This window comes from Mycobacterium sp. URHD0025 (genome assembly GCF_000426065.1).
GTDB lineage: Bacteria > Actinomycetota > Actinomycetes > Mycobacteriales > Mycobacteriaceae > Mycobacterium.
On record NZ_AUEQ01000001.1, the window covers coordinates 370,489 to 394,076 of the forward strand.

A 23,588-nucleotide genomic window follows, 5' to 3' on the forward strand; every position below is an offset into this window, starting at 1 on the left:
TCAGGAGGCGATCCGTTTTACCTCTAGAACACCCGGCGCTCAGAAGTTTTGTCCGGGGTTGCCGATAGGCTTCGTTCGTCCGACGTGAGAGGGGCGCGCAGTGTCCGACCCGAGAAGCGCCGCCGGCGAGAAGCCGGTTGCCCCCACCAGGATCGAGGTACGGGGCGCGTGTGTGCACAACCTCGCACACATCGACGTCGACGTGCCGTTGAACCAAATGGTAGCCATCGCCGGAGTTTCCGGCTCCGGAAAGTCATCCCTGGCGATGGGGGTTCTGTATGCGGAGGGCTCCCGTCGCTACATCGAGGCGCTCTCGACCTACACCAGACGCAGGATGTCGCACGCCACCAAGGCCACCGTCGACAGCGTCCGCCACGTCCCGGCCGCACTGGCTCTGCGGCAGCGGCCGACCGTCCCCGGTGCGCGCAGCACCTTCGGCACCTCGACCGAACTCCTCAACGTCCTGCGCCTGCTGTTCTCCCGGGTGGCCGAACACCTCTGCCCCAACGGGCATCGTCAGGAACCGACAATCGACGTCGCCGCCGGCCTGGATCTCACCTGCCCGGTTTGCGGCGTCACGTTCACCCCGCCGGGCGCCGAGGCACTGGCCTTCAATTCCGACGGGGCCTGCCCGACCTGCGGCGGACTGGGGGTCGTGCGCGAGATCGACGACGCCCTGCTGGTCCCCGACCCCTCGCGCACCATCGCCGACGGCGCGGTCGCACCGTGGAAGATGATGGGCCTCACCGTCATGCCGCAGATGGTCGGAGAACTCGGTGTGCGCACCGACGTCCCCTACCGCGATCTCACCGACGACGAGCGCGAGGTCGTCCTGCGCGGGCCCGCGGAGAAGCACCGCATCACAGTGCCGTCCAAGAGCGGCAAGCTGTTCGAGGTCAACTTCACCTACCGCAACGCCCGGCTGGCCGTGCAGGAGGCGCTCGACAAGGCCGCCAGCGAGGGTGGCCTCAACCGGGTCAACAAGTTCATCCACACCGGGACATGCCCGACCTGCCACGGCGCCCGGCTCAGCGAGCGGGCCCTGGCCCCTAGGGTCACCGGGATCAATCTGGCCGAGGCGACCGCGAAAACACTCGATGACGTGATCGCCTGGGCACCAACGATCGTCGATACCTTGCCCTCAGACATGCGCGCGATGGCGACCGCGATCATCGGGCAGCTGCTCGAAATGGCGCAGCGGCTCATCGAACTGGGCCTCGGGTATCTGGGCCTGGACCGGCCCAGCTCCACACTGTCCACCGGTGAGCGGCAACGGGTCGCGCTGTCACGCGCCGTGCGCAATCAGACCACCGGCGTGCTCTACGTCCTCGACGAGCCGTCCATCGGCCTGCATCCGTCCAACATCGACGGCCTCAACGGCGTCATCCGCGACCTGCTGCGCGACGGGAATTCCGTCGTACTGGTCGATCACGATGTGCAGGTGCTGCGGGAAGCGGACTGGTTCATCGAGATCGGCCCCGGATCCGGCAACGACGGCGGGACAGTCCTGGCCGAAGGAACACTCGACGATCTGATGGCCAACCCGGCCTCGCTGATCGCCGGATTCATCGACGGCACCGAGGCGGTCCGCGTACGCGCCACCGTCAGCGCCGAGCAGTTGTTCGATCATGGCCGGATCGGCCTGGAGACGCGCCCGCTGCACACCGTGCACGCCCTGGACGTCGAGATCCCGAAGGGCCGACTCACCGCGGTGACCGGAGTGTCCGGCTCCGGCAAGACCACACTGGTGCTGGAGAGCCTGGTACCGGCCTTGCAGGCCACCGCGGCTCGCGATCCGCTGCCGCCGCATATCGCGTCGGTCGCGCCGTCGGGCATCCAGCGCGTCAACGTCGTCGATGCCACCCCGATCGGCACCAACGTGCGCTCCACCGTCGCCACCTACAGCGGCACTCTCGACGACTTACGCCGCGCCTACGCCGCACTCGACGAGTCGACCCGCCGGGGCCTGACCGCCTCGGACTTCTCCTACAACACCGGATCCCTGCGCTGCCCGCGCTGCGAGGGAACCGGACAGATATCGCTCGACGTCCAGTTCCTCCCCGACGTCGACATCCCCTGCCCCGACTGCGACGGCACCCGTTATGCCCCTGCGGCACTGGAGTTCCGACGCGCCGTCGACGGTGGGCTCGCCCTGCCTGAACTCCTCGCGCTCACCGTGAAGCAGGCGCTGGAGGTCACTGAAGACCTGCCGAAGGTGCACCGCAAGTTGCAAACCCTCATCGACCTCGGGCTGGGCTACCTGACTCTTGGTGAGGACACACCGGCGCTGTCGGGCGGCGAAGCCCAACGGCTCAAGCTCGCAACAGAACTCGGACGCAAGCAATCCGATGCACTGTTCGTCCTCGACGAACCCAGTGTCGGACTACACCCCCTCGACATTCGCGTGCTGCTCGGCGTCATCGACCGCCTCGGCGCCAAGGGAGCCACCGTCGTCGTCATCGAGCACGACCTCGACATGATCGCCAACGCGGACTTCGTCATCGACATGGGACCCGGCGGCGGCGCCGCGGGCGGAACCATCGTTGCGACGGGAACCCCGGATCAGATCGCCCGATCCAGCGTCAGCGTCACCGGACGGTATCTCGCTCCACGGTCGGAGTAGAGGCCCTCGGTGCGGCACTGATCGACACACTGCACCATGGCCGCCCCGCTCTCGATGCTTTAGCCTCGATGCACCGATTGGGTAGCGGTCCGGGGTGGGGCGTGAAGGCGAAATGCCCTGTCGTGGTGGAAGAATGAGATTTCGTCGTCGACACGGATAGTCACCGAAACCGCATATCGGGGTTGAGTTTTGCTTAGATAGGCGACATGCTTGTCCATGATGCGCGATGACTGATTCCGGCGAGTACCCGCTGACGCCGAGGCAGCAGCGGGCCTGGCTGAATTTCATGCGGGTCTATCACCGGCTCGAATATGAGGTGAACCGTCACCTGCGCACCGAGTGCGGTCTTTCACTCTACGACTACACGGTGCTCAGTACGCTCTCGCGCGCACCGGATCGCCGCCTGCAGCTGACCACACTGGCCACGGTGATCGGGTGGGAACGCAGCCGGGTTTCTCACCACCTTATGCGGATGGCACGCCGCGGCCTGGTCGAGCGCACAACCTGCGACACCGACGGCCGTGGCACTGTCGTCGTCCTGACCGACGAGGGCTGGGACCGGCTCGCCGACGCCGCCCCGGTGCATGCACAGTGGGTACGCCGGGCGTTCTTCGCCGATTTAGATCCCGAGCAGGAGGACACCCTCGCCGACATCCTCGCCGTTGTGCACGAGGGTCTGTTGCGCGAGGGCACCTTGCCGCGTCCCGACCTCAGATAGACCAACTACACCTGGTTCATGCCCCCGTCGACGAAGATCTCCGCACCTGTCATGAAGCTGCTCGCATCGGAGCCGAGGAACACCACCACGGCGGCCAGTTCGGCAGGATCGCCTATCCGCTTCATCGGGTTCGTCGCCAGACCGTCGAAGAACACCTGCCGCTGGTCTTTGTCAGGCACCAGTTCGGTGAGTCCCTCGGTCAGGATGGGACCGGGTACGACCGTGTTGACCCGGAAGCCACGGTCGCCCAACTCGGTGGCCCAGGTACGGCCGAAGGACCGGACAGCAGCTTTTGCCGCGGCGTAGGCGCCGAATGCCGGGGTACCCCTGGTGGCCGCGGTGGAGCCGGACAGAACGATCGAGGCACCGGGATTCAGTAGTGGCAGCGTCTTCTGCACGGTGAACACTGTCCCGCCCACGTTGCGGTTGAAGGTGTCGATGAGGTGTTCGGGCGTCTCGTCCTCCAGCGTGGCGAACTCGCCACTGCCGGCGTTGGTGAAGACGATGTCGAGGCCGGCACCTGCGTCGCGGATGACCCCGACAAGTCGGTCCAGATCCTCGGTGCTGGTGACATCGCTGCCAACACCGACGACACCGGAACCCAGTGACGCGGCGGCGGCGTCGACGCGCTGTTGGGTACGCCCGGTGATGAACACCTTGGCGCCCTCGTCGGCGAAGGCGCGCGCCGTCGCATAGCCGATGCCGGATGTGCCGCCGGTGATCAGTGCTGTTTTTCCTTCGAGCTGAGCCATCTCGTCCTCCTGTTGTCGAAAACGCTTGTTGCGTTTCAGATCCAACAACTAGGTGACATGTCACGTTATTCCGGGACATGTCACCTACTGTGGTCGTCGACTCCCTCTGGTGCACGCGGCTGATCCTGGGCTCGTGGAGTCGCGTGCCGACGCCCCGGCGGGGCGCACTTTGCCGGCAGGGCCATTAACGAGGCCATGCCGGAGCTCTACAACGAAGCGCAGCTCGACGTGCTGCGCCGTAGCCGCGACATCATCCGAGCGACCACTGCGGAAGCGGCAACGGAGCCAGGCGGTAGCTAGGCGGTTCGGTCCCGTGGAGGTGGGCGACAAAGTAGTCCCAGGTGCGGCGGTAGGCATAGTGCTGGTAGCCGAGCAGCGCGTGCTCGCCGCCCGGAATGAGGATCAGATCGAAGTCCTTGTCTGCCTTGATGAGTGCATGGGCCAGGCGCATTGTCTGGTAGGGATGGGCGTTGTCGTCGAGCTCGCCGTGGATCAGCAATAGCTTGCCCCGCAGTTCGGCGGCCAGATGAGTATTAGAGATCGCCTTCCTGCCGTTGTCACTGAGGTCGCCGTGGTAGTGCTCGGCCCACATGGCCAGGTTGACGGTGTTGTCGTGGTTGCCAGACACTGCGACCCCAACCCGGTAGAAGTCCGGGTACGTAAGCAACGCCCTGGCGGCGGCGAAGGCACCGGCCGACAGACCCGTTATCCCGACGCGCTCGGTGTCCAACCAGCTGTGCCGCCGGCCCAATTCGCGAATCGCGGCGACGCGGTCGTCGAGGGCACCTGCGTTGCCCATGTCCCGGTAGGAGTGGTCGTGAAAGGCTTTGCTGCGTCCGGCAGTTCCGCGTCCGTCGATTACCACTACGGCGAAACCCAGCGCTGCCAGCGCCTCGGGTTGGCCGACGTGCGGTGAGTCGAATGCGGCCCCCGCGTTCCATATCTGCGGGCCCGGATAAATGTGCTCAATCACAGGGTAGCGGCGCTGTGGGTCGAAACCGTGTGGACGCCAAAGCAATCCGTAGATGCGGGTTCTGCCGTCGGCAGCCATGGTGCAGAACCGCTCCGGCGCGCTCCAGCCCTGCTCCTCCAGCGCTGAGGCGGTAGGCGCCTCGAGTTCGACCAGTAGTTGGCCATCCCCGTCGCGTACCACCGTGTGCGGAGGGCGGTTGGGTGAGGATGCCCGTTGAACGAAGTAGTCGCCGCCGTCGGGACTGACCGCGTCATGGTCGAGGGTGTCGTCCTCGGTGAGGCGCACAAATCCCTGGCCGTCAAGCCCGATTCGGCAGATCTGGCGTACATAGGGATCGTCGGCGACGAGGCCGGCAGCGACGAACCACACCTGCCGGCGATGTTCGTCGACCCAGAGCACCTTTCGCACCTGCCACTGCCCGGTGGTGATCTGCCGGACCTGTTGTCCGTCGGGCGAATAAAGATAGAGATGGCCCCAGCCATCGCGTTGTGACCACCACACGATCTCACCGGAGTCCAGCACCCGGGTCATCGTTGGTTCTCCCAGCTGGGGCGTCGGGTCCACCCGCGTCTCACCGGATTCGCTGATCAGGGTGGTGACGGCTCCGGTGGCCGGGTCCAGGCGGCGCAGCTCCAGCCTGCGGGCGTCGCGGGAATGGTTCAGGAAGTGCACCCCGTCCCCCGATGTGCCGGTCCACCAGGCGTACATGACGGCAGTGCCGTGCATGATAACGGTGGGTTCGGCCTGCCGGACCACGGTGCGTTCTGCCACGTGGAGGACATTCCAGGTCAGCATCGCCTGCGCCTGCTCGCCCGGCATGGTGTACCGGGTGCGGTGCTCGACTGGTCTGCCGCCGTCGGGGGGCGACGATTCGACCAGCACCAGCTCGGGCAGGGCACGCTGGTCGATGCGCTGGGCCAGTATCCGGGTCGAATCCGGTGACCACTGCACGGCGAACACGGGCGGCAGCCCAAGCACCCGCATCAGCGCTCGCCCGCCGGTCGCGTCGGCCATCCCGCCGTATTCGAAGTGCGGTTCGGCGTCCTCGGTGAGCGCGAATTCCCGCTTACCGTCGCGGGATCGGACCCAGATGTTGCCGTCGCGGCGAAACGCCACCCACGACTTGTCGGGCGACTCCACCTCCCAGGGCAGCGCGCGGTCGCCGCGGTCGCCCCGTTCGCAGGTGCCTGCGTCGGGCGACCACACCCACCATGACCCGAACGCGGAGAAACCGACCGTCCCGTCGTCGCCGAACTCGACGGCGCTGATCGGGAGATCGTCCACGCTGACCGCATGACCGGAAGCCAAGGACAACGCCGCGGCCAACCGGTCGTGGTCGAACGCGTCGTCTCGGCTGCCGTTGCGGGGATCCACCACTACGAAGCGCGACTCGACCTGGTACCAGAAACGGTGTCCGTCCGGAAGCCACTGCGGCTGTATCGCTGCTCCGGGCACGCGGCGTGCCCGGTACGGGGCCAGCATCTGTTCAGCGCGGGCGTAGTCGGCGGCAGTCAAGGTCGTCTTGTGGGGGGCCGCTGTGGCATCGGGATTCACAGCCACAATGGAACAGCAGGACGTAACGGCACAGTCAAGGCCGTGGTTGCCCCGGCCGCGACGGGACAGTCTGTGCTGATCCCGTGTCACTCGTCGCCGTCGCCTACCTGGGTTCGACCAGAGGTACAAAAGGCCCACGCGGACATCGGAGCACGCAGAACCACCGGCAGCGCACTGCTCACGCCGTGAGATCAGACCTCGCCGGACCCCGCATCGGGTGCGCCACCTCAGACCGAAAGCTGTTGTTAACGAATAGCATAGCCGGAAGAAGCGGACTCACCGGCGGGCTCGCCATCAACGCCTTGACGGTGGCCCACCCGCTAAGTTAGTGCAGCGCGGCCAGTGTCATCGCGACGCATACTGTGCCGATCAGCGCCAGATAGGCACGGACGTGGACGATGTCGGGGATCTTCATCCCGTAGCGTCGCAGCACAACCACCACCGGTGTTGCACCCAGCAGCAGCGCGGCCGCGGAGGTGACGTCCACCGATGCGATCAGCGACACAACGGCTGGTGCCGTGATGGCGAGTGTCATCGGATTGGCAAGAGCAGTCGCCGATTCCATGGAATGTCCGGCTCGACGCAGCAGCGGGACGGTAAGCACACTGCCGCCCACCCCGAGGAACGCTGCCACGGCTCCGACCGGAAACCCGAATCCGGCTCGAATAGTGCGGCGTTGGTCGGCCACACCGACAGGGCGAACGAAACCCGGTCGGGCGACGGCATCGACGAGGGTTGCACCGAGGTACGCCACGAAGGCCCACTGACCGAGTTCGGCCGGCGCGAGTCGGGCGGCCAGGCCGCCCGCCGCTCCGCCCACCGCCAGCAACGCCAGCAGAACACCGCTCCCGCGCAGGCCCGAGAGAACCTCCCGGCGGGTCGACGCGGTGGCAATCGCTGAAGCGACGAACACCACGACGGCCGATGTGGCCACTGCGGTTCGCATCGCTTCAGCGCCGAGGTCGGCATCCGCCCACACGATGACCGGAACGGTGACGAACCCGCCCCCAAAACCGAACAACACCGTCGTGACGCCCGAAAGCGCACCAATCACGACCAGAATCTCGAAAGACACGCCCCTATGGAACCGCCTCCGGCAATTTGCCGACAAGCGAAAGTCGGACCACTATCTTCGCGTTTCGGCCATAGGATGGGCAGGTGCGCAATGTCGCGGCAGATGACTTCGATGAGGTACCGAGGGTCGTATTGCCCGTAGGAACCGACTATCCCGACGGCTTCGTACTGGACTGGCATTCGCACCGGCGTGCGCAATTCCTGCACAGCGCGACCGGAGTGATGGTGGTCGAAACGCGCGACGGAACCTGGACAGTTCCAACCGACCTCGCGGTGCTGATCCCACCGGGCGTTCGGCACCTGATGCGAACCCAGGAGGTGAGCACTCGCAGCCTCTACATAGAACCCCAGGCTGCGCCCTGGTGGCCCGACCGCTGCACGGTGGTGGAAGTGACCCCGCTGCTGCGTGAACTGCTGCTTGTCGCAGTAGATTTCGATGCCCACTACGATCCGTCCGGTCGCGAGGGCGCAGTTATCACGTTGCTGTTGCATGAGATCGCCGCGCTGACCCCCGTCGCACTTCACGTCGCACTGCCCAACGCCGCCGACCTAGGCACACTATGTCGCGACTACCTCACCGAACCGGACGTTCGAATTGATAACGCGCAGTGGGCCGCCCGGGTGAATCTCAGCGAGAGAGCATTCAGCCGCCGGTTCCGCGCCGAAATGGGCGTCAGCCCCGCCGCATGGCGTCGGCGCGCGCGACTGCTCGCCTCCGTTCCACTGCTACGCCACGCCACTGTTACCGAGGTGGCGGGCCGCCTCGGGTACGCAAGCCCGGCCGCGTTCACGGCCGCCTTCTCCGCCGAGTTCGGAACATCACCATCGCGCATGATCCGGACGCCACATGCAGGCTGACAGGCCGAGCACATTCTGATCGACAGCCAGCACCACTTCCTGCGGCGCACATGGGATTACCTAGGTGGCCAGCCGCCGCACGATCTGACCTGCCCGGCGCAGCACGTCCAGCTGCGCCGGGTTGTACAGATCGGCCATCGCGTCATCGATGGCCTTCTCGGCGAAGTTTGCACCGCGCGGCGCATCGATGCGCGCCTCGGTGAGCCCGGGATGAGCCTGCCGGACCGACCAGATGTAGGGCACCAGCCGCTCGGCGAGATCCTGGCGGGTCGCCTCGTCAGCGTCGACGGACAACGTGTCCAGCTCCGATGCGGCCGGATCCTCGCGGGTGTCCCTGATCAGGTCGGCATAGACCTGTCGGCCGCGCGGGCCCAGTACCCGGCTCAGGACCACCACCAGTTTGCGATCCGCGTCGGTCATCTTGGCGACGACGTCCGCGGGCGCGAACTCGGGTGGCAGGTCCGTGGGCGCGGAGTTCTCCAGCAGCTCGCCGAGTTCCTCGCGGGCCCGTTGCAACCGGTCGATGGTCGCCGCCAGCTCGGCGTCCAGTTCCCGCAACGCCTGCTCGGGATGCTCGTCGGTATCACCCAACGCCGCGATCTGAGGGAGCGAGAAACCCAGGTCGACGAGCCGTTTGATGCGGACCAACCGGACCAGGTGCGCCACGCCGTACTGCTTGTAGCCGTTTGAGCGGCGTTCAGGCTCCGGGAGCAGGCCGACCTGGTGGTAATGGCGGACGGCTCGCAGACTGGTTCCGGCCAGTTCGGCGATCTCCCGAGTACTCCACGCCACCTGTCCATCATGCCCATACCCGTGCCCGGGACTTGACTGTGCCGTTACGTCCGAGTGTGCGATGGAGGCATGCCAACACCTGAGTTGCTCTCCGTCGACGATCTGTTCGCGCCGCCCGCCCGCGCGCAGGCATCGATCTCACCCGACGGCACCCGTATCGCCTACCTGGCGCCGTGGCGGGACCGCCTCAACATCTGGATCCAGGACGTGGACAACCTCGACGGCGAGCCGCAGCGCGTCACCGCCGACAGCACCCGCAGCATCATTCACTACGAGTGGACCAAGGACTCCCGCTGGCTGCTCTACCTGCAGGACACCGGCGGCGACGAGAACTGGCACGTCTTCCGGGCCGACCCGCAGGACCCCGAGCCCGGTGCCGTCGACCTGACTCCGTTCCCGGGAGCGATGGCCGCCCACGAACTGCTCGGCGATCCGGCGAAGGCGATGGTGTACACCAACAACCGCACACCAACCCTGATGGACGCCTACGAACTGGACATCGCCACCGGTGAACTCACCATGGTGGCGAAGAACCCCGGTAAGGGATCAGGCTGGCGAGCCAGCAGCAACGGCGACTTGTTCTCCACCGCACTGACTGCCGACGGTGACGTGGAGCTGTTGCAGTGGGAGCCGCGGACGGAGACGCTGCGCTCCATCGTCACCTTCGACGGCCGTGACTACACGATGGGGCTGTATCCGATCACCATCACCCCGGACGGCACCGGCATCTGGATCGGCTCCAACGACGGCACCGACCGGACCCGCATCGTGCGCGTCGACGTCGTCACCGGCGAGCAGACCCACGTCGACAGCCATCCGGTCTACGACGTGGACACCCGGGCCAGCGTGTTCACCACGCTGGCCGAGCCGCTGATCCTGGACCGGCGCACCGGCGATCTGCTCGGGGTGCGGTACCTGTTGGAGCGTCAGGTGATTCAGCCGCTGGACCCGCACTTCGCGGCGGTGCTGGAGAACCTGGAGAAGCTGTCCGATGGCGACGTGAACGCCCTCAGCTCCGACCTGACCGGCCGACGCTGGGTGGTCAACTTCACCCATGATCGCGAAGCGGGGATGACCTACCTCTACGACCACGACACCGGGGACAGCCGGCTGCTGTTCGGGTCGCATCCGCAACTGGATCCAGAGGTCCTGGCGGCGATGGAGCCAGTCACCATCCGCTCGCGCGACGGGCTGGATCTGCACGGGTATCTGACCCTGCCCGTCGGGGTGCCGCCGCAAAATCTGCCGATGGTGCTGCTGGTGCACGGCGGGCCGTGGACGCGGGACGGCTGGATGTTCAACCCGCCGGTGCAGCTGCTGGCCAACCGCGGATATGCGGTGCTGCAGGTCAACTTCCGCGGGTCGGCGGGCTTCGGCAAGGCCTTCACCAAGGCCGCGGTCGGTGAGTTCGCCGGCAAGATGCACGACGATCTGATCGACAGTGTGGACTGGGCCGTCCAGCAGGGGTATGCGGATCCGAAGCGGATCGCCATCTTCGGCGGCTCCTACGGCGGATACGCGACGCTGGTTGGCGTCACCTTCACACCCGATGTGTTCGCCGCCGCAGTCGATTACGTCGGTATCTCCGACCTGAGCAACTTCATGCGGACACTACCCGAGATCGCCCGCCCGCACCTGGCCAACAACTGGCACCTGTTCGTCGGCAACCCCGACGACCCGGATCAGTTGGCCGACATGCTGTCCCGCTCGCCGATCACGAAGGTCGACCAGATCCGCACGCCGCTTCTGGTCATCCAGGGCGCCAACGATGTTCGCGTGGTGCAGGCCGAATCCGACAACCTGGTCGAGGCGTTGCGCAGCCGCGGAGTCAAGGTGGAGTACATGATCAAGCACGACGAGGGGCACGGATTCGTCAACCCGGACAACGTGATCGACATGCACAAGACCGTCGACCGCTTCCTCGCAGAGCATCTCGGCGAGGGAAGGAAAGCGTGACCGACAAACTGGAGCAAGAACATTCACCGACATTGCTCGAACGCATGGGCGGGGCATCCGGGCTGGTGTACGCCAGCCTGCCCACGTTTGCCTACGTCATCGCGAACGCGATAGCGGGCCTGAACGCCGCAGTCGTGATATCCGTTTGCGTCAGCGTGGGTCTGATCGTGTTCCGGCTGTTGCGCAAGCAGCCTATTCAGCCGGCGGTATCGGGACTGCTCGGGGTCGTCATCGCCGCGCTGATCGCCTACTACACCGGATCCGCCGAAGACTACTTCCTGCCGGGAATCTGGCTCAGTCTGGCGATGGCGGCCGTGTTCTCCGTATCCCTCTTGGTGCGGCGCCCCTTGGTCGGAGTGATATGGAACCTGCTACGTAGCGCCGGACCCGATCGGTCATGGCGCGCCGACACCGTAGCGCTGCGCGCGTTCGACATCGCCACGCTGGCATTCGTGGCGTTGTTCTCCGCGCGATTCGTTGTGCAGCAATGGCTTTACGACGGTGGCTTCAGCGGCTGGCTGGCGCTTGCCCGGATCGCCATGGGTTATCCACTGCTCGGCGCGGTGTCGGTGATCGTGTATTGGGCGGTCCGCCGTGCCAACCGACGAATAGACCCAGATATCCACCGGGACAGCACCGGGACCGATGCGAGCGACTCTCCCGAGTGCGCCGCTCGCCCCTGATGCGGCGCCTTGCTACACCCGCGTCGGATACACGGCGCGGCGGCATTGTCGACATCCCTGCGGACTGTGTGCCGTTCTCATCCCAATGTCGAATTGGACATCCACGCGGCACCAAAATGAGAATTCCGACACCGGAATTGTTGTCGTACACCAACCGCGTCTTTCTCGACGTTGCCACGGAGTTGGCGGGCACGGTTATGCCATCGAGATGGCGGATCCGAAATCGAACTCACCGGAGGTGCCGCCTCTCCATCGCCTGTTTCTTTCCCTAGTCTTCTGGACATGAAGGTTCGCAGGGCTGTCATCGCGGCCGCGGGTCTGGGGACGCGCATGTATCCCATCACCAAGACCATCGACAAGGCGATGCTTCCTATCGGTGCACACCCGGCAATCGACCTGATAGTCAGCGAATGCCAAGGTGCGGGTGTCGACCAGATCGCGGTGGTCGTGCGGGCTGGTACGTCACAAGTCCAGGACTACTACACACCAGACCCGGACTTGGAAGCGCTGCTGGCTCGGCACTCCTGGCAATCGAAAGGCGAGGTACTCAACGACATCGGCCGTGGAATCGACTTTCAGTTCTTCCACCAACAGCTTGATGTCGATGACTATGGAACCGCCGTCCCGTTGCTGCTCGTCGCGGACTTCGTCGGTGACGAGCCGTTCTTCTACATCTCCGGCGACGACATCCTCATCGACAACCCGACCACCTCCACGTTGCGCAACCTCGCCGACCAGGTACACGTTGGAGGCAGCGGGCTCGTCGCCCGCGCATGCGACCGGGCAGAGGCGGGACGCTACGGAGTCCTCGACGTAGTCCAACGGGCCGACCGGCTGCATCTGAGCGGGCTTCAGGAGAAGGAGGTGCCAGCCGATCCGACCCGCGATCCACTCGTCAATATCAGCCGCTACGTCCTACAGCCGACGATTGTCGATCTCGTGCGCGCGGTGCCCGTGGACCCACTCAGTGGAGAGCGACGGATCACCGATGCACTGTTGCAACTGGTGGACGCTGAAGTGCCGCCGCTTGTGTACGTGACCGACGGGCAGTACTTCGATATCGGCGACCACCGAGGTCTGCTGGCCGCGAACAACTTCGTCGCCTCCAAGGACTTTCCTTAAACCGCCACGAACACCGTTGGGTGACAAGGCTATCCGCGGGTCAGATCTGAATGAGGGCCGCATTCAGGCTTGGATTATGTTGTGCGAGTTGCGGTCAAGACTTCCAGGGCGACGGCTTCGGTGAACTGACCGCTGGGTTCGATCGCGAGCAGAGAGTCGGTGACGGTGTTCTCGAACTCGGTCTGTCGGTCAGCGAGTAGTCGGCGTAGTGGCACTGATGTTGAGTACAGGTAACCGATCACTTGTTTGGTGGTCCAGTGCCGTGAGAATTCGTAGACTCGCCGATTCACCTGTTGGAAAGCTGAATTCGCCAATACTCGCTCATGCGTGTGGCCGGTGTTGGTCGCCGGCGGCGGGCCGTGTCGGTAGTTCGGCGGCAGGAATCGACGTTGGACCTCCTGGATGGCCCGCTGCCACTGTGTGGTCGGCAGCAAGAGGTTGGTGTCGTTGGCGATGACCAGGCTGCCGTCACCGTCGACCATGTCGTCGAGAGCAGCCAGAACGTGTTCGCGGTCCATCCAGTGAAATGAACGACCCATGGTGACCAGCGTGAAGTGCCCGAGATCGCCCGGGAGGTCTGCTGAATTACCGTGGATCCAGCTCACGTTGGTGACAGCTGCATCCTGTGCTTGCCGGGAGGCTTCGGCGAGCATGCCGGGTTCGTCGTCCATCCCGACCGCCTCGACGACATGGTCGGCGAGCGGGAGCGTCAGCTGACCGGTACCGCAGCCCAGATCAAGCAATCGACCGGTGCCATCGAGACCCAGACGCTGGATCAGATCGTCGACAACGTCTCGCGGATACCCTGGTCGATACCGCGCATAGTGCCAGGCCGTCCCCGAGAAAAGGCCACCGTCCAAGCTGTCGGGCGGATCGGTCGGGTGCATGATTTCCCCCTTCTGGACCGCCCTCCAGCAGGATTCGGTTCTGTCTTGATGCACCTTTCGCGGCGGCCCATTTGCCTCGACGTTACTGGTAGCAGCGTGCTCGACGACTCCGAGTCGATGTTGAGTTTGCGGGTCGAGAGCAGGCAGCAAAAGCTTCGGGTGTTGGATGCGGGATGGCTAGCTGCGACTGCGTCTCAGAGCGTCAAAGGTTCGGAGAGTTGGGGCTGGATGGTGCGCCAGATATTCGCGAATGTGCGTCGCGCAGGCTTGAACATCATCGGTGCTCGTGTCGACCTCGACGTCGTAGAGACCGTGGTTGTGGGTGGGCTCCATCTGACCGGCGGCCGTGCCGACTACGCGATCGCCGCGTGCGATTTCTCTCTCCATCAAGACCGCGGCATCACAGTGCACGCCCACAAAGACGACGTCGACATCTGCCATTACCGTCAGCAGATCAGTGAGCCTCCACGGCTCGCTCAGGACGTGATCCATCACGATGTTGTTCCCGGCCAACGCCATTCCTCGCACCGCGCGATGAAATCCGGCGCGGGTGCGGCGCAACACCTCGGTCAAACGCGCTTCATCGAGATCGCGAGTCTGCGCTTCGGCGCGCATTGCCCCGAACATGTCCACACCCATGTGAAACCACGGCGTATCGACGTCAGCGAGAAGCTGACGGGCCAGCGTGGACTTACCCGAGCTTGAGACGCCGTTGAGTAACACGACCTGTCCGACGGCTGCGTCACCGACCATGACAATCATTCTTCCCGCATGGCGTTACACGCTGGCCTGCCAGCACTCAGCCGTCTCGGTGCCATCGTCTGATCAATGTCAGAAGCCATCGCAGCGAGGCACATACGCCGGCAATGCCCGCTGACGCGCCCCTTGAAGTCTTCCCGTGGCTGTTAGTGCCACGATGAGCAGCATGGACCGCGAACTGCTCGCCGCCGATGTGAACCAAGCTTGCCGCCTACAAGGGCAGTTTCAGCTTCGCTCAGGCCAAATCTCTCATGAGTACTTCGACAAGTACTTGTTCGAGTCAGACCCACAATTGCTGCGACGCGTGTGCGAGGCCATGGTTCCACTCATTCCCGCCGACACCGACCTGCTCGGCGGCCTCGAACTCGGCGGCGTTCCACTGGCCACCGTCATGAGCCAGCTGACCGGCATACCAACACTGTTCGTCCGGAAGGCCGCCAAGACCTACGGCACCTGTCGGCTCGCTGAAGGCGCCGACATCGCCGGAAAAACTATCACTCTCATCGAGGACGTGATCACCACCGGCGGTGCCGTCCGAGACGCAGCCCAGGCGCTACGCAGCGAACACGGCACCGTTGCGACCGCCATCTGCGCGATCAACAGAAGTGCCGATCCCACGGCTGTCCTGCGCGACGTCGGACTGACCGTTCGAGCTGTCTTGACGAAGGCCGACCTCGACTCCGCCCGATCAACCGCAATCGACTAACCCGCCGGGAGCCGTGCATCAGTCGTCCCTCTTGCCATCCAGACGGCGCATGCGCCAAGTTGCGCCATCTCAAATGGCAATGCGCCATCGAGAATGGCAACCGACACCGCCGCCACCGCCGCCGTGACAATTGTTGGTTGCCATTCTCGATGGCGGATAGCGCCGGTCTGAACTGCACGTTTTCTGGCTGTGTGACGGCGCTGGCGGCCACGGTTTTGCCATCCAGATGGCGGATCCGAGAATCAGACGATAGTCCGTAAACGGTCCGGGGATTGCACCCACGGGATGAATCCGGCATTAGGGTGAATTGGCACGCAGTCGAGACTCGACAGGCGGGGGACTTAGAGGATGGCGCGGGCCTGGACGATCGGTCGAAGACGTCTGGGGCCTGCTGCACGGAAGGCGTTGATTCCCGGTTCAGGACTGGTGCTGCTCAGCTCGGCGACCGGCGGAATGCACGGCGACATCTTTCAGCTCTACGTCATCGACACACTGGGCTTCAGTCCGAGCTTGGTCAGCGTTATCGCACTCGGAATGATCGTCAGCATCCCCGTCCAGTTATTGGCGCCGGGCATCGTCAGCCGTTTCGGACACCGCACTGTAATGGTGGCGGGCTCACTCACGCTGGCTCCCGCACTGCTACTGCTGTTCTCGGCAAGCCTGATCATCGATGAGTCCCGGATCGCCGCCGCTGCGCTTCTATTTGCGGGAGCAACTCTGGCCGGGGTCGGGATCTCGATCTGCTTCGGTGCCGCCTGGACGGCGTGGTACGTCGAGTTCGCCGAGCCGGCCGACCGGCCACTGTTCTTGGCCATGTTCAGCTTCGCCGCGCAAGGGACCGTCATCGTGGCGTTTCTGGTGCAGACGTTTTGCTTCGACGGCGTGGTCACCGAAGTCTTTTACCGCGGCGTTCTGACCTACTGCCTGATCTATTTGCTCGGATCGGTCATTGTGTACCGCCATCTGCCAGAAACGTCGGTGCGCCAGCCGATTGCGACCTTCGGCAAAGGCGGGTGGCGCGAAGCCCTGCGCGACCACCGCTGCCGGTTGATCGTGTTCGGGTCAGCGGCACAGTTCGTGATCGGCGTGCCGCTGTTGGCGGTCTACGCACTCATCGTGCTCGACATCCCCGCGCCGGCCATCGGGGTAATGCTCATTGTGCGCTCGGCGGCATCGTTCGCCCTGGCCCCGATGGCTGGCTGGTTCATCAGCTGGATCGGCACAAGCACCTCAGTTCGGGTGCTCGGCGTCGCATTGACCGCTCAGATGGTCCTGTGGACACTGCTCCCCGCAGTCGGCCAGCGCCCACCGGGCATCGCCGCTTTCACCGTGTTGGTTGTGCTGTCTCAGGTCTCGCGTTACGCCTTCGGCTTGGTCATGTCGGCCATCGCCTTCGATGTCGTCGAACCTGAGCACCGAGTCCGAACATTCGCTCTAGTTGACGTCGCCTCGTCGGCGGCAATGCACCTCAACCTCGCCGCCGGAGGCGTCCTAGTCGCTGCCAGTTCAACGGCCGCCCTGCTCGACTCACCCTGGATCCGCCTGGACCCCGTCAAGATCGTCACTGCGGCCAGCGCAATCATCATTGCCTACCTGACGGTCGAGTTTCACCGTATGGCAACCTGTTTCGACGAATAGTCGCCACCCCGCCGCCAACGCCTATCAACACGTAACGGACTGGCACCACCGCCATCCAATCGACTGAGACACAGCGGAACAACGATCAAATCTTTTGCCATTCAGTTGGCGGATCCGCCAAGTTCCGCCATCTCAAATGGCAATCCGCCATCCAGAATTGCAACCGACAGGTTGTGTAGGTGGCAATTCTCCGTGTCATATCGCGACGTTCTGAACTGCGCTTTAGTCCGATTGCATCAGGTTTGACGGACAGGCTTTTGCATACTGGATGTCGAATCCTAGAACGGTGCCATCTGGGGACGTTGCCAATGGTGCTTCGACCGGGGCTAGTGGGTTGTCGGCGTGGGCGAGGACGTCGCGGCCGAGTTGAGCGATGCCGTTCGCGCCCTGCGCGCGAAGTCTGGGCGCTCGTTCGGCGGTCAACACGCTCGGCGGACGATACGGTGCTCCTGTGCGACAGGTCAGATTGAGTGGCGGTATCGGCGCTGTAACCTCGATCGTGGCAGGGCTGCTGACGGCTGGTTTCATCCTCGCTGCGCCGGCTGTGAACGCCATCCCGAACCCGCACTGCGGCGATGGGGAAAACTACGACCAGTCCGGTTGCCCAGGCGTAGGCGGAACGTACATACCGGATCCTGGAAACGATCGCTCACTCAGCGCCCGACGCGACGCCTGCGCCATGGTCAACTCCGGTGAGACAGACGCCTTAACCATCGCCAACAAATTGATCGCGCGCTACCACATCACAGCGAGCGAAGCCGACGCATATGTGCGAGACGCCTTCGGTTCCGCCGCGGGCACCAACTTTATGTGCGCCGAATCGTAGTGTTGCCGCCGCTTGCGGGCCTGAACGCGAACTCAGCCGCACGTGTCACCTCTCAGGCCGTGTGTCGTTTCCAGAACTGCGCCGGCAATGACACTCCCCTGACCTGGGGGTAGTGCGAGTTCCATTTGATCCTGTCAACAGATTTTTCCAACTGAGAATGGCAAAGCGGAAACCGCACGGTTGTGCAAGTTACGCCCACCGTGCTCGCACTGCTGACAACGTTAAGCGTCACCTCCATCGCTCATTGGTCGTGAACGTTGATATACAACGGAGGCGCACCTGCGGAACCGCAGGGTCATCCGTCGATCGGACCGAACTTCCAACCGTTGGAAACAGCTTCAGCGCGATCGGTAGGGGTCTCCGGCTCAGAGCCCACCACCGCCAGTGAGACTTTACGGAGCGGACACCGACGTTATAACCATTGCTGCCCTTGCGGTTCCAACACCCATCAAGGCGTCATACCAAGCATCCAACCCTGCCCGGAAGTCGCCGCAGTGGTCGCTGAGATCGCGCCGCCAGAAATTGGCAGCAATCTAGTGGATACCGGCAATTCTGCCTCTGGCTGGACTCGATGAGGTGACCGCAGACTCGTCGTATGACATTGCCGGACGCTTCACCCTCCGAGAAGAAACAGCCCTCCACCGACGCCGACCTGGTCACGTTGCCGAGCACACCACTAGCGCTAGCCGCGCTCGAATTGGTCCGAGGCGCAGAGTCGCCGGCGATCGCCAATCACAGCGTGCGGAGCTATTTGTTCGCTCGGCTGCTCGCTCCACACGTTGGGCTGACACCTGGCCGAGATTTCGACGATGAACTTCTCTATTTTGCATGCGTCCTGCATGACGTTGGACTGTCACCGCTCGCCAAGCGAAACACGCGCTTCGAGGTCGACGGTGCGGATCGCGCAGCCGAGTTTCTTAGCGGCCATGGTCTGGAGGCGCAGAAGGTCGATGCTGTCTGGGAAGCCATCGCCCTCCACAACACGGCGGTCATACCCGAGCGGATGGGCGCCCTGACTTCGCTGACATACCAAGGCGTCGCCATCGACTTCGGCGGTGTGCTTGGTCTGCCGGCGGCACACCTGAACGCGGTAACCGCACAAATCGGAGCCGTAATCCACTCTGCCTACCCTCGTTTCAATATGGCTACGTCGGTCATCGACGCGGTCGCCGATCATGCTGCAAGCGATCCGAACAACGCCCCGCGCTACAGCCCTCCGGGCGAAGTTCTGCGCGAGCGACGCGAATTCGGTGTCACCTACGGTGAGCAACTCATCGCTGATGGCGGTTCACGCTGGGGCAACTGAGCGCCGAAGCGCACCCATCGAACAGAGACTCCGTGACGGCTGACTTGCCGAAGTGGATATGAAATGACAACGAAAAGGATGCACCTGAATGTCTACACCTGAGTTCTTCGACACCCCCAGATACGGAGACATTTTTCGCACGCAGTACAGCTACGGTCAGGCCGTTCGGATCGGCGATCGCGTGGAAATCTCCGGCCAGGGCGGATGGAACGATGACCTGACCTTCTCGGCTGATTCTCTGGAAGCAGAGATCCAGAAGGCCTTTGACAATGTCGAAAAGACCCTCGCGGCGGCAGGTGCCACGTGGCATGACGTCGTGAAAGTCAATACGTATCACAAGCCCACCAGCGAGGGTTCTATCGGCGACGATCACCTGACAGCAGTCGTTGATCAGTTCCGCAAGCGAGCGGGAGAACACCTGCCACTCTGGACTGCCCTCGGAGTGAAAGCGCTGGGTCTGCCCGAGATGCGTATCGAGGTCGAGGCTGTGGCTCTGATCCGGTCTGCCGGAAAATAGTTCGCGTTACGACAGGGCTGTCTCGCCGCGAGGCAGCGTCGGGACAGCCCTGTCGCAATCGCCACGGCAATATCCCTGCTTTGAGGGGAATAGGCGAGTGATGCGGCGACCAGCGGCGCATTGTTGACTGAACCGAGATTGCAGTGCATCGCCCGCAGTTGCGGTCCGTACAAAAGCGCGGAGGATGTTCTGCCTCAGTAGATCTCGTTCACAACAAGCCAAAAGCAGCCACACCCAAGGGCTTTCGACACCAATCGCGCCGGTCCGTGCCGCCTACTACACAGTCAGCGCAATTGTCCGAAACGAGAGGACCGCGATCATGAAGGTTCTCGTCACCGGGGGCTCCGGATTCGTCGGCGAACACCTCGTGAGGAGGCTGGCTGCGGACGGGCACACCGTACTCGGCCTCGCTCGGTCTGCCACATCAGTCAATAAGGTCCGCGCGCTGGGGGCAACACCACTACCCGGCGATCTTGATCGCCCCGACGAGCTCGCCCTACCCGCGGTCGATGCCGTCGTGGACACCGCGGCATACTTCCGCTTCGCCGGCTCGCGTGCGGCGTACTTCCGCTCCAACGTTGCAGGCACAAGGGCGCTGCTCAACGCTGCGAAGCACGCCGGCGCGACCACATTCGTGTACATGAGTGCCGCTGGAGTGGTCATGGATGGCGATGGCTCACCCATGCACGCTGTGAACGAGTCGGCGAAGACCCACCCGAAGAGCTTCTCGGGCTATATCGCAACCAAGTCGATCAGTGAGGCTGAAGTGCTGGCGGCGAACATGATCGGGTTTCGCACCATCGCACTGCGCCCCTCGGCGATCTGGGGCCCAGGCGACTCGTTCAGCCGTGAGATTCCCGGCCGCATCGAAACCGGGCAGTTCGCATTCATCAACCGCGGCGACTATCCGTTCAGCACCTGTCACGTCGACAATGTGGTCGAGGCCGTGCAACTTGCACTCGGCGGCGGTCCGGGTGGACGCGCGTACTTCGTGAACGACCGGGAACCCATCTCCCTCCGCCAATTCATCTCGTCGCTGGCAGATGTCCAGGACCTCTCCATCGACAAACTTCGATCAATTCCCTACTCCGCGGCGGTTTTCCTGGGATGGTTCATGGAGACCATCGCGCCCCTCCGCTCGAATCAGACCGATCCACCCCTGACCCGAACGATGGTCCGCATGATCGGACGAGAATTCACTACCGACGATCGTGCCGCCCGTGCCGAACTCGGCTACGTCGGCCACACCTCACGCGCCGACGGACTCAAGCAAATGACAACCGCACGCTAGTGCGGAAGCATTGCACCGCAATAGATCCGGTCATAGCCGCTGCAGGCGCCCTTGCAGCTGGATTGTGACACACTCATTGAAAGGAACATCATGATCCGCAGGACCTCCCCGCAGGTGAACAACTTCATCACCCCTGGCGTTTTCAAGGGCTTCGGCTTCAATCAGATCGTGAGTGCGGGCGACACCGTCCATCTCGCCGGCGTTGTCGCGAATGTCGGCGGCTTGGAGGATCTGCAGATCGTTCACCCCGAGGACACTGCCAGGCAGTTGGATTTCATCCTGCGAGTGATCGAAGACCTCTTGAAAACTGAAGGCTTAGACCGCACAAATCTTGTGTCCCTGACGATCTATGCATCCGACCTGCCCGCATTGGCGGAAGCCATCCCCCGGATTTACGTTCCGTGGGTCGGGGATCACGCTCCCAACATGTCCATTGTCCAGGTCGCCGGCTTCTTGTTGCCGGGACAGGTTCTGGAGATCCCGGCGATCGCATATCGCGGCTGAGCCTTTCCGGCAGCCGAATTCGGCGATCCGACGGTGAACCGACGACTGAAAACGACGACCGCAAGCGAAGGCCAATGATTGAAGACTTGCCACTGCAACAGATTCAGATAGATGGGCAGGTGATCGCGTACCGCGAATCTGGGCCATTAGATGGACAGCCCGTCGTGTTGGTACACGGTTGGCCGCAGACATCATGGGCTTGGCGCCACCAACTCGCGGAACTTGGAGCCCGTGGCTACCGAGTAATCGCACCGGACCTGCGCGGGACAGGCGGATCAACGGTTTTCAAACACCACGATGACTACGCGCTGCGACACCACGTCGGCGACCTCATCGCGTTAGCGGACGCGCTCGAAATCGATCGAGCCACGTGGGTTGGCCACGATTGGGGGGCTCCCGCAGTGTGGAGCGCCGCCCGGCACCATCCCGAGAGGTTCGCGGCGGGTGGATCCCTGAGTACGCCATACGACACCCTGGAGAAGGGGTTCGAGCGGGTCGCTTCGTTCGTCCGTCGGGATGTCTACCCCGAAAAAGAGTTCCCCGCCGGGCAGATGGACTACTACCAGTTCTACGCCGAGCAGTTTGATGCCGCACTAAAGCAATTCGAGGCCGACATCCCAGCGTTCTTCGCCAACCTCCTCCGCGGCGACGAGCCGGGGCAACAGCACGTCGTGTGGCCCACGGCCACGGTACGCAGACGGGGAGGCTGGTTCGATGGCGGTCCGGCACCGGCAAGGGAACCCGATCCCACGGTGATCAGCGCCGGCGACCTGGAACGGTTTGTCGAGGATTACTCGCGTACTGGGTTTTTCGGCGTGAACTCGTTGTACATGAACGATGACGACAACCGAGCATTTGTCGAACAGGCCGGTCGAGATCGGGTGGGATTCCCGGCTCTGCTGGTGATCGGCCGACACGACTACGTCAACGACGCCGCCTACTCGGAACTTGCATCCCCGATGCACGAGTTATGCGACGATCTCGATATCCGTGGAGTGGACGCCGGACACTGGGTCCACCAGGAACGCTCGGCGGAGGTCACCGATGCGATCGACGAACTCGCCCGGAGGGGAGCCCCACGGCGATTGACCCGGCAACGTTGAACCACCCGACGACGGTGACCGGACAGTAGCGTTCGTCGGTATGCCCGCGATCACGAACAGCCGACCGCTCCGCGATATGGCTGCAGTCATGCGGAAGCTGGCAGCAATGAGAGGCGCAACGGAATCTACCTGCAACCAGAATGGAGGCATGAACGATCACGGTGAGGCCAAACAACATCGGCGGAATCTGAAGATTGGATCCATCATCTTCGATGACATGGACCAGATCGACTTCACTGGTCCGTACGAGGTGCTCGCGTCTCTGAGCAACGTCACCTACACCACATACGGCGTGTCACCACAACCTGTCCGTGATTGGCGTGGACTGAGACTTCTACCCGATGCGGTGCTCGAGGATGCTCCCCAGCTGGACGTTCTACACGTACCCGGTGGTCCCGGGCAGCAGGCCCACATGGAAGACCAGCGTGTTTTGAATTGGTTGCAAAGACAGGCATCTGGAGCTCGATGTGTCTTGTCGGTCTGTACCGGCGCCCTGCTGCTGGGAGCCGCAGGGTTGTTGCGCGGGCGGCGTGCAACCACGCACTGGGGTTCGCTCGAAGTTCTTTCGATCTTCGGTGCAACCGCCGTCACTGAGCGCGTAGTCACCGACGGTAGCTTCGTGTTTGCCGCGGGAGTCACCGCTGGTATCGACGCAGCCCTGATGGTCGCGGCCGAACTGCGCGGACTCGACGAAGCCCAAGCGATCCAACTCTTTATCCAGTACGCACCCCAGCCGCCGTTCTCCAGCGGCACACCCGAAACAGCGCCGCCACACGTCTTGCAATCCGTCACCGCCCGAGGCAAACCGCTTCTTGAGCGTCGGCTTCAAACCGCCCGGCGTATCGCACCAACGGCTGAGGGACCGCGATAAGTCGGAATTTCGGGCGAATGGCCTAGCATGTGCGAGACCTGTTCTGCCTCAAGGTGATCATCATTACTCACGTAT

General features: G+C 63.6%; 21 protein-coding genes. 15 read left to right on the forward strand and 6 right to left on the reverse strand.

Features of this window, described 5'->3' with window-relative positions; translation table 11 throughout:
- Nucleotides 1-217 precede the first annotated feature (217 nt).
- Both H977_RS0101840 and H977_RS0101845 read left to right on the forward strand, forming a co-directional pair.
- The gene (locus H977_RS0101840) at nt 218-2,623 is read left to right on the forward strand and encodes an excinuclease ABC subunit UvrA (RefSeq protein ID WP_196808159.1); all 2,406 of its coding nucleotides are present in this window, start codon (nt 218-220) and stop codon (nt 2,621-2,623) included.
- 226 nt (nt 2,624-2,849) lie between these two features.
- A complete protein-coding gene (locus tag H977_RS0101845; RefSeq protein WP_029106256.1) occupies nt 2,850-3,341 on the forward strand; it encodes a MarR family winged helix-turn-helix transcriptional regulator in 492 nt (163 codons plus the stop codon).
- 5 nt (nt 3,342-3,346) lie between these two features.
- On the opposite strand, the gene H977_RS0101850 is transcribed toward H977_RS0101845, so the two are convergent.
- From H977_RS0101850 to H977_RS0101860, 3 genes are all read right to left on the reverse strand, one after another.
- Nucleotides 3,347-4,093 carry an SDR family oxidoreductase gene (locus H977_RS0101850; protein WP_029106257.1) on the reverse strand — a complete coding sequence of 249 codons (747 nt, stop codon included), beginning with the start codon at nt 4,091-4,093 and terminating at the stop codon, nt 3,347-3,349.
- A gap of 250 nt (nt 4,094-4,343) precedes the next feature.
- Complete coding sequence (locus H977_RS0101855) at nt 4,344-6,548, reverse strand: S9 family peptidase (protein WP_051288644.1); 2,205 nt, start codon at nt 6,546-6,548, stop codon at nt 4,344-4,346.
- Nucleotides 6,549-6,945: 397 nt separating this feature from the next.
- Nucleotides 6,946-7,695 (reverse strand): sulfite exporter TauE/SafE family protein, encoded by a 750-nt coding sequence (locus tag H977_RS0101860; RefSeq protein ID WP_029106259.1) that lies wholly within the window; start codon nt 7,693-7,695, stop codon nt 6,946-6,948.
- A gap of 83 nt (nt 7,696-7,778) precedes the next feature.
- On the opposite strand from H977_RS0101860, the gene H977_RS0101865 reads away from it, so the two are divergent.
- On the forward strand, nt 7,779-8,552 hold the full coding sequence (locus H977_RS0101865; protein WP_029106260.1) for an AraC family transcriptional regulator: 774 nt from the start codon (nt 7,779-7,781) through the stop codon (nt 8,550-8,552).
- A gap of 60 nt (nt 8,553-8,612) precedes the next feature.
- On the opposite strand, the gene H977_RS0101870 is transcribed toward H977_RS0101865, so the two are convergent.
- A complete protein-coding gene (locus tag H977_RS0101870; protein WP_029106261.1) occupies nt 8,613-9,344 on the reverse strand; it encodes a helix-turn-helix domain-containing protein in 732 nt (243 codons plus the stop codon).
- A 69-nt stretch (nt 9,345-9,413) separates the two neighbouring features.
- Between H977_RS0101870 and H977_RS0101875 the strand changes: the two genes are divergently transcribed.
- The 3 genes from H977_RS0101875 (at nt 9,414) to H977_RS0101885 (ending at nt 13,105) form a co-directional block, all read left to right on the forward strand.
- Nucleotides 9,414-11,300, forward strand: coding sequence for a S9 family peptidase (locus H977_RS0101875; protein ID WP_029106262.1), 1,887 nt, complete (start codon nt 9,414-9,416; stop codon nt 11,298-11,300).
- A gap of 44 nt (nt 11,301-11,344) precedes the next feature.
- Nucleotides 11,345-11,983 carry a DUF3159 domain-containing protein gene (locus tag H977_RS32320; RefSeq protein ID WP_081681603.1) on the forward strand — a complete coding sequence of 213 codons (639 nt, stop codon included), beginning with the start codon at nt 11,345-11,347 and terminating at the stop codon, nt 11,981-11,983.
- Between the two features lie 282 nt (nt 11,984-12,265).
- On the forward strand, nt 12,266-13,105 hold the full coding sequence (locus H977_RS0101885; protein WP_029106263.1) for a sugar phosphate nucleotidyltransferase: 840 nt from the start codon (nt 12,266-12,268) through the stop codon (nt 13,103-13,105).
- A gap of 74 nt (nt 13,106-13,179) precedes the next feature.
- On the opposite strand, the gene H977_RS0101890 is transcribed toward H977_RS0101885, so the two are convergent.
- Together H977_RS0101890 and H977_RS0101895 are read right to left on the reverse strand one after the other, a co-directional pair.
- Nucleotides 13,180-13,992, reverse strand: coding sequence for a class I SAM-dependent methyltransferase (locus H977_RS0101890; protein ID WP_196808150.1), 813 nt, complete (start codon nt 13,990-13,992; stop codon nt 13,180-13,182).
- 177 nt (nt 13,993-14,169) lie between these two features.
- The gene (locus tag H977_RS0101895) at nt 14,170-14,745 is read right to left on the reverse strand and encodes a chloramphenicol phosphotransferase CPT family protein (RefSeq protein ID WP_036474945.1); all 576 of its coding nucleotides are present in this window, start codon (nt 14,743-14,745) and stop codon (nt 14,170-14,172) included.
- A 172-nt stretch (nt 14,746-14,917) separates the two neighbouring features.
- Between H977_RS0101895 and H977_RS0101900 the strand changes: the two genes are divergently transcribed.
- The 9 genes from H977_RS0101900 to H977_RS0101940 all read left to right on the forward strand — a co-directional run bounded on the left by H977_RS0101900 (nt 14,918) and on the right by H977_RS0101940 (nt 23,513).
- Nucleotides 14,918-15,457, forward strand: a complete 540-nt coding sequence (locus H977_RS0101900; RefSeq protein WP_029106266.1) for an orotate phosphoribosyltransferase — start codon at nt 14,918-14,920, stop codon at nt 15,455-15,457.
- A 405-nt stretch (nt 15,458-15,862) separates the two neighbouring features.
- A complete protein-coding gene (locus H977_RS0101905; protein ID WP_155946463.1) occupies nt 15,863-17,095 on the forward strand; it encodes an MFS transporter in 1,233 nt (410 codons plus the stop codon).
- A 451-nt stretch (nt 17,096-17,546) separates the two neighbouring features.
- A complete protein-coding gene (locus H977_RS35130) occupies nt 17,547-17,921 on the forward strand; it encodes a hypothetical protein (RefSeq protein ID WP_155946464.1) in 375 nt (124 codons plus the stop codon).
- A 595-nt stretch (nt 17,922-18,516) separates the two neighbouring features.
- Nucleotides 18,517-19,227, forward strand: a complete 711-nt coding sequence (locus H977_RS0101915) for an HD domain-containing protein (protein WP_051288544.1) — start codon at nt 18,517-18,519, stop codon at nt 19,225-19,227.
- Between the two features lie 88 nt (nt 19,228-19,315).
- Nucleotides 19,316-19,744 carry a Rid family hydrolase gene (locus H977_RS0101920; RefSeq protein ID WP_029106269.1) on the forward strand — a complete coding sequence of 143 codons (429 nt, stop codon included), beginning with the start codon at nt 19,316-19,318 and terminating at the stop codon, nt 19,742-19,744.
- A 319-nt stretch (nt 19,745-20,063) separates the two neighbouring features.
- Nucleotides 20,064-21,035: an NAD-dependent epimerase/dehydratase family protein gene (locus H977_RS0101925; RefSeq protein WP_029106270.1), complete on the forward strand. Its 972-nt coding sequence runs from the start codon at nt 20,064-20,066 to the stop codon at nt 21,033-21,035.
- A gap of 90 nt (nt 21,036-21,125) precedes the next feature.
- Nucleotides 21,126-21,539, forward strand: coding sequence for a RidA family protein (locus tag H977_RS0101930; protein ID WP_029106271.1), 414 nt, complete (start codon nt 21,126-21,128; stop codon nt 21,537-21,539).
- Between the two features lie 74 nt (nt 21,540-21,613).
- Nucleotides 21,614-22,642: an alpha/beta hydrolase gene (locus H977_RS32325; protein WP_081681570.1), complete on the forward strand. Its 1,029-nt coding sequence runs from the start codon at nt 21,614-21,616 to the stop codon at nt 22,640-22,642.
- A gap of 148 nt (nt 22,643-22,790) precedes the next feature.
- Nucleotides 22,791-23,513, forward strand: a complete 723-nt coding sequence (locus H977_RS0101940; RefSeq protein WP_051288548.1) for a DJ-1/PfpI family protein — start codon at nt 22,791-22,793, stop codon at nt 23,511-23,513.
- The last annotated feature ends 75 nt before the right edge of the window (nt 23,514-23,588 follow it).

Bases quoted from the DNA above. Each gene is read 5' to 3' on its own strand.
- H977_RS0101840 (WP_196808159.1), top strand. From the start codon at position 218: ATGGTAGCCATCGCCGGAGTTTCCGGCTCCGGAAAGTCATCCCTGGCG.
- H977_RS0101845 (WP_029106256.1), top strand. From the start codon at position 2,850: ATGACTGATTCCGGCGAGTACCCGCTGACGCCGAGGCAGCAGCGGGCC.
- H977_RS0101850 (WP_029106257.1), bottom strand. From the start codon at position 4,093: ATGGCTCAGCTCGAAGGAAAAACAGCACTGATCACCGGCGGCACATCC.
- H977_RS0101855 (WP_051288644.1), bottom strand. From the start codon at position 6,548: ATGCTGGCCCCGTACCGGGCACGCCGCGTGCCCGGAGCAGCGATACAG.
- H977_RS0101875 (WP_029106262.1), top strand. From the start codon at position 9,414: ATGCCAACACCTGAGTTGCTCTCCGTCGACGATCTGTTCGCGCCGCCC.
- H977_RS32320 (WP_081681603.1), top strand. From the start codon at position 11,345: ATGGGCGGGGCATCCGGGCTGGTGTACGCCAGCCTGCCCACGTTTGCC.
- H977_RS0101885 (WP_029106263.1), top strand. From the start codon at position 12,266: ATGAAGGTTCGCAGGGCTGTCATCGCGGCCGCGGGTCTGGGGACGCGC.
- H977_RS0101890 (WP_196808150.1), bottom strand. From the start codon at position 13,992: ATGCACCCGACCGATCCGCCCGACAGCTTGGACGGTGGCCTTTTCTCG.
- H977_RS0101895 (WP_036474945.1), bottom strand. From the start codon at position 14,745: ATGGTCGGTGACGCAGCCGTCGGACAGGTCGTGTTACTCAACGGCGTC.
- H977_RS0101900 (WP_029106266.1), top strand. From the start codon at position 14,918: ATGGACCGCGAACTGCTCGCCGCCGATGTGAACCAAGCTTGCCGCCTA.
- H977_RS0101915 (WP_051288544.1), top strand. From the start codon at position 18,517: ATGACATTGCCGGACGCTTCACCCTCCGAGAAGAAACAGCCCTCCACC.
- H977_RS0101920 (WP_029106269.1), top strand. From the start codon at position 19,316: ATGTCTACACCTGAGTTCTTCGACACCCCCAGATACGGAGACATTTTT.
- H977_RS0101925 (WP_029106270.1), top strand. From the start codon at position 20,064: ATGAAGGTTCTCGTCACCGGGGGCTCCGGATTCGTCGGCGAACACCTC.
- H977_RS0101930 (WP_029106271.1), top strand. From the start codon at position 21,126: ATGATCCGCAGGACCTCCCCGCAGGTGAACAACTTCATCACCCCTGGC.
- H977_RS32325 (WP_081681570.1), top strand. From the start codon at position 21,614: ATGATTGAAGACTTGCCACTGCAACAGATTCAGATAGATGGGCAGGTG.
- H977_RS0101940 (WP_051288548.1), top strand. From the start codon at position 22,791: ATGAACGATCACGGTGAGGCCAAACAACATCGGCGGAATCTGAAGATT.